The 4,279-nt window shown below is 71.0% G+C and carries 3 protein-coding genes; all 3 read right to left on the bottom strand.

The window, feature by feature from the left end:
- Window positions 1-1,420 (bottom strand): beta-ketoacyl synthase N-terminal-like domain-containing protein (locus tag ACFQ4O_RS15580; RefSeq protein ID WP_378776958.1); only part of this gene is annotated, 1,420 nt, incomplete at its 3' end.
- A gap of 349 nt (window positions 1,421-1,769) precedes the next feature.
- On the bottom strand, window positions 1,770-2,123 hold the full coding sequence (locus ACFQ4O_RS15575) for a hypothetical protein (protein ID WP_378776956.1): 354 nt from the start codon (window positions 2,121-2,123) through the stop codon (window positions 1,770-1,772).
- Window positions 2,124-2,306: 183 nt separating this feature from the next.
- Complete coding sequence (locus ACFQ4O_RS15570) at window positions 2,307-3,980, bottom strand: formate--tetrahydrofolate ligase (RefSeq protein ID WP_378776954.1); 1,674 nt, start codon at window positions 3,978-3,980, stop codon at window positions 2,307-2,309.
- Window positions 3,981-4,279 lie beyond the last annotated feature (299 nt).

The following is a 4,279-nucleotide window of genomic DNA, read 5'->3' as shown; positions in this document are numbered from 1 at the left end:
GGCCGGCGAGCGTCCGCGCATAGGCCGCGGCGAGATCGGTCAGCGCCTCGCGGCTGCGGGCGGAGAGCGCCAGAACCGGGGTCGGGCCGCCCGCGTCGATGGCGCGGGGGGCGGAGCGTCCGGCCCGGTCCTCGGGCGTGGGGTCGCTCAGCACCACATGGGCGTTGGTGCCGCCGAAGCCGAAGGAGTTCACGCCGGCGTAGCGGGGCGCTGCGCCCCGCGGCAGCGGCGTCGGACGGGTCGCGACCGCGAGCTTCAGCTCGTCGAACGGGATGTCCGGGTTGAGTTCGGTCACGTGCAGCGAGGCCGGCAGCAGGTCGTGCTCCAGCGCCAGATCCGCCTTTAGCAGCCCGACGAGGCCGGAGGCGGGCTCCAGATGGCCCACGTTGCTCTTCACCGAGCCGATGGGCACGGGCCCCGCCGTGCGCCGCTTCAGCAGGCCGCCGACGGCGTTCGCCTCGGCCGGATCGCCCACGCGGGTGCCGGTGCCGTGGGCCTCGATGAAGGCGATGCGGTCGAGATCGATGTCGGCCTGGGCGTAGACCCGCTCCAGCAGCGCGAGCTGCGCGTCGGCGGAGGGCAGCGACATGCCGACGGTGCGGCCGTCCGAATTGACGTCGCAGGCGGCGATCATCACGCGCATGCGGCGGTGGGCGGCGCGGGCGGCGTCCGCGCGCTCGATCACCAGCGCCACGCCGCCTTCGGAGCGCACATAGCCCTCGGCCGAAGCGTCGAAGGCCCGGCACAGGCCCTGCGGCGACAGCATGGTGGCCTGGGCGAAGGAGATGAACGGGAACGGGCTGGCGAGGATGTTCACGCCCACCACGATCGCCCGCTCGATGCGGCCGGCGTTCAGCGCCGCCACCGCCTCGTTCAGCGCAACCAGCGAGGACGAGCAGGCGGTGTCCACCGTGAAGCTCGGGCCGCGCAGGTCGAACAGATACGAAATCCGGTTCGACACGATGGAGAGCGTGTTGCCGGTGGCGAAATAGGGGTCCGCCGAGGCCGGGTCGAAGATGATGCGGTTGCCGTAGTCGAGCGCGGAGGCGCCCACGAACACGCCGGTCTCGCCGCCGGCGATGGAGGAGGGCGGAATCCCGGCGTCCTCCAGCGCCTCCCACACGAGCTGCAGCGACAGCCGCTGCTGCGGGTCCATCTGCTCGGCCTCGCGGGGCGACACGCCGAAGGCGGCCGGATCGAAGGCGTAGATGTCGTCCAGCACGCCGGCGGCGAAGGTGTAGCTCTTGCCGGGCTCGCCCTTGCGGGGGTGCAGATAGCGAGCGGAGCTCCAGCGCTCCTCGCCGATGGAGGTGACGGCGCAGCGGCCCTCGGACAGAAGGCGCCAGAACGCGGGAACGTCGGGCGCGCCCGGAAGCCGGCAGGCGCGGCCGACGATGGCGAGAGGCGAGTGTTTTTTCATGGATGCTGCTGCTTGCCGGCGCCCGCGCGACGACGATGGCCGCACGGCGGCGCGTGGCGCGCCGCTGCGGACAGGCGCTGGCGCGACGGCGTGATCACGCGCGACCGCGAACGAAATGGCGAATGAGGACGAGCACGACGAAGGTGTACCTCCGTCTTACGGGCGCCTGTCAAGCGCGCCGCGGGTCGAGCAGCGGTCGGCGCCTGCGAGCGCGTAGGCCAGTGGCGAACCATGCGTTCCCCGTTGCGTGCGGTTCCAGACCGAACCGCGAAGCACCTCAGGCGCGCAGGCTACACGACTTTTGCGGGCGACGCCTAACCGGAAGGCGCAACCCCTTCGCGCTTTGGGATCAGGCTCCCGGCCGGGACAGCCGCCGGGCGTTGGCGCGCACGCGGCGCCGGGCGGGCTTGATGGCGGCCTCTCCGGCCGCGATCATGAAGCCGGCGGCGGCGATCGGCGTGGTGGCCGCGGACATGCGCGACAGCACGCGACCGGCGGCGACGCCGCCCTCGAACGCGGCGGAGACCTTCTCCGACACCATGCGCTGCGCTTCCGCCATGCCGGCCGGCGTCGGCGCGCCGGCCTCGCGGGTCATCTGCGCGATGCGGGCGGCCATCACGAAGCCCGCGAAGGGGCCCATGGCGGCGAAGCCGTTGGCGAGAGCGACCTGCCGTCGCCACAGTTCGAAAATGTCGGTGGTCATGCGCCGGTGTGTTCTCCGGGGACCGCCGCCGCGCCGGGCGCGACTGTTTACGATCACGCATATGAGATTAGCGCTTGGCGACTTGGCGTCCATCCGGCCGAAAGACGCAGGAGGCGCCCGCCGCGCGCATGGAACGCGCGGCGGGCGCCGAACGATCGCGACCTCCGGGGAGGCCGCCGTGGCTCAGGCGATGCCGTCGATGACGCCGTCGTCCAGCAGGCGCATGTTGACCGAGGCCGGCACCTTGGGCAGGCCCGGCATGGTCATCAGCTCGCCGCAGATCACCACGATGAAGCCGGCGCCGGCGGACAGGCGCACCTCGCGGATGGGCAGGGTGTGGCCCGTGGGCGCGCCGATCGCGGTCGGGTCGGCCGAGAACGAGCTCTGGGTCTTGGCCATGCAGACCGGGAACGAGCCGTAGCCGGCCGCCTCCCACTCCTTGAGCTGCTTCTTGATGGCCGCGCTCGCGGTCACCTTGTCGGCGCGGTAGAGCGTCTTGGCGATGGTCTCGACCTTCTCCAGCAGCGGCAGGTCGTCGCCGTAGAGGAAGTCGAACGAGGCCTTCTCGCGCTCCACCAGATCGACCAGCGTGCGGGCGAGCTCCTCGGCGCCGGCGCCGCCCTCGGCCCAGTGCTTGCAGACCACGGCGTCGACGCCGAAATCGGACTTCACGCGCCGCTTCAGGGTCTCCACCTCGGCGTCGGTGTCGGAGACGAAGTGGTTGATCGCCACGACCACCGGCAGGCCGAAGCCCTTCATGTTCTCGATGTGGCGGCCGAGATTGGCGAGGCCGGCTTCCAGCGCCGGCACGTTCTCGGAGGTCAGCTCGCTCTTGGCCACGCCGCCGTGCATCTTGAGCGCCCGGATGGTGGCGACGATCACCACCGCGTCCGGCGAGATGCCGGACTTGCGGCACTTGATGTCGAGGAACTTCTCGGCGCCCAGATCCGCGCCGAAGCCGGCCTCGGTCACGGTCCAGTCGGCGAGCGACAGGCCGGTCTTGGTGGCGATCACCGAGTTGCAGCCATGGGCGATGTTGGCGAAGGGGCCGCCATGGATGAAGGCGGGCGTGCCCTCGATCGACTGCACCAGGTTCGGCCGCAGCGCGTCGCGCAGCAGCACCGAGAGCGCGCCTTCCGCGTCCACGTCCTTGGCGGTGATCGGCTTCCGGTCGGGCGTGTAGGCCACGACGATGCGGCCGAGGCGCTCCTCCAGGTCCTTCAGGTCGTTGGCGAGGCAGAAGATCGCCATGATCTCGGAGGCGACGGTGATGTCGAAGCCCGCCTCGCGGGTGTAGCCGTTGGCCGGCGCGCCGACGCCGGAGATGATCTGGCGCAGGGTGCGGTCGTTCATGTCGAGGACGCGGCGGAACACGATGCGGCGCGGATCGATGTTGAGCGGGTTGCCCCAGTAGAGCGAGTTGTCGACCAGCGCCGCGAGCAGGTTGTTCGCCGAGGTGATGGCGTGGAAGTCGCCGGTGAAGTGCAGGTTGATCTGCTCCATCGGCAGGACCTGGGCGTAGCCGCCGCCGGCCGCGCCGCCCTTCACGCCGAACACCGGCCCGAGCGACGGCTCGCGCAGGCACACCACCGCCTTCTTGCCGATGCGGTTCAGCGCGTCGCCGAGGCCAACCGTGGTCGTGGTCTTGCCCTCGCCCGCGGGCGTCGGGTTAATGGCGGTGACGAGCACCAGCCGCGCGTCGTCCTTCTTCGGCAGGCTGGCGATGAAGCGGTCGTCCAGCTTGGCGATGTGCTTGCCGTGCAGGTGAAGCGCGTCCTCGGGGATGCCCACCTTGGCCGCGATCTCGACGATCGGCTTGAGTTCAACGGAACGAGCGATCTCGATATCGGTCGGCATGTACGGATTCCCCAGATTTTCCCAGATGAGGAGACGGCCCATCGGCCCGCGCCGTTGTCTCTTGTCGGAGGCTGACGCGCAACCGGGACGGAGGACCGCAGACGAAGGTCTTATAAACGGGGATGTTGGGCGCGCGGGGTAAGGCTACCGGGCGTAGGCCGCGGCGAGATCGGCCGCGAGCGCCACCAGCGCGGAATCGCAGGTGGCGAACAGCAAAGCGAGCGCCACGGGGGCGAGCGCGAGCAGCCGTGCGAGCCGGAGGGCGCCGCCGGCGCGGAAGGCCGCCGCCGCGCGCGCCG

This window comes from Methylopila musalis, assembly GCF_042679725.1.
In the GTDB taxonomy this organism is placed as follows: Bacteria; Pseudomonadota; Alphaproteobacteria; order Rhizobiales; family Methylopilaceae; genus Methylopila; species Methylopila musalis.
This window is presented reverse-complemented; position numbering and strand designations above follow the sequence as displayed.

What these genes read in the sequence shown, in the direction of transcription:
- ACFQ4O_RS15575 (WP_378776956.1), bottom strand. Translation starts at nt 2,123, where the DNA reads ATGACCACCGACATTTTCGAACTGTGGCGACGGCAGGTCGCTCTCGCC.
- ACFQ4O_RS15570 (WP_378776954.1), bottom strand. Translation starts at nt 3,980, where the DNA reads ATGCCGACCGATATCGAGATCGCTCGTTCCGTTGAACTCAAGCCGATC.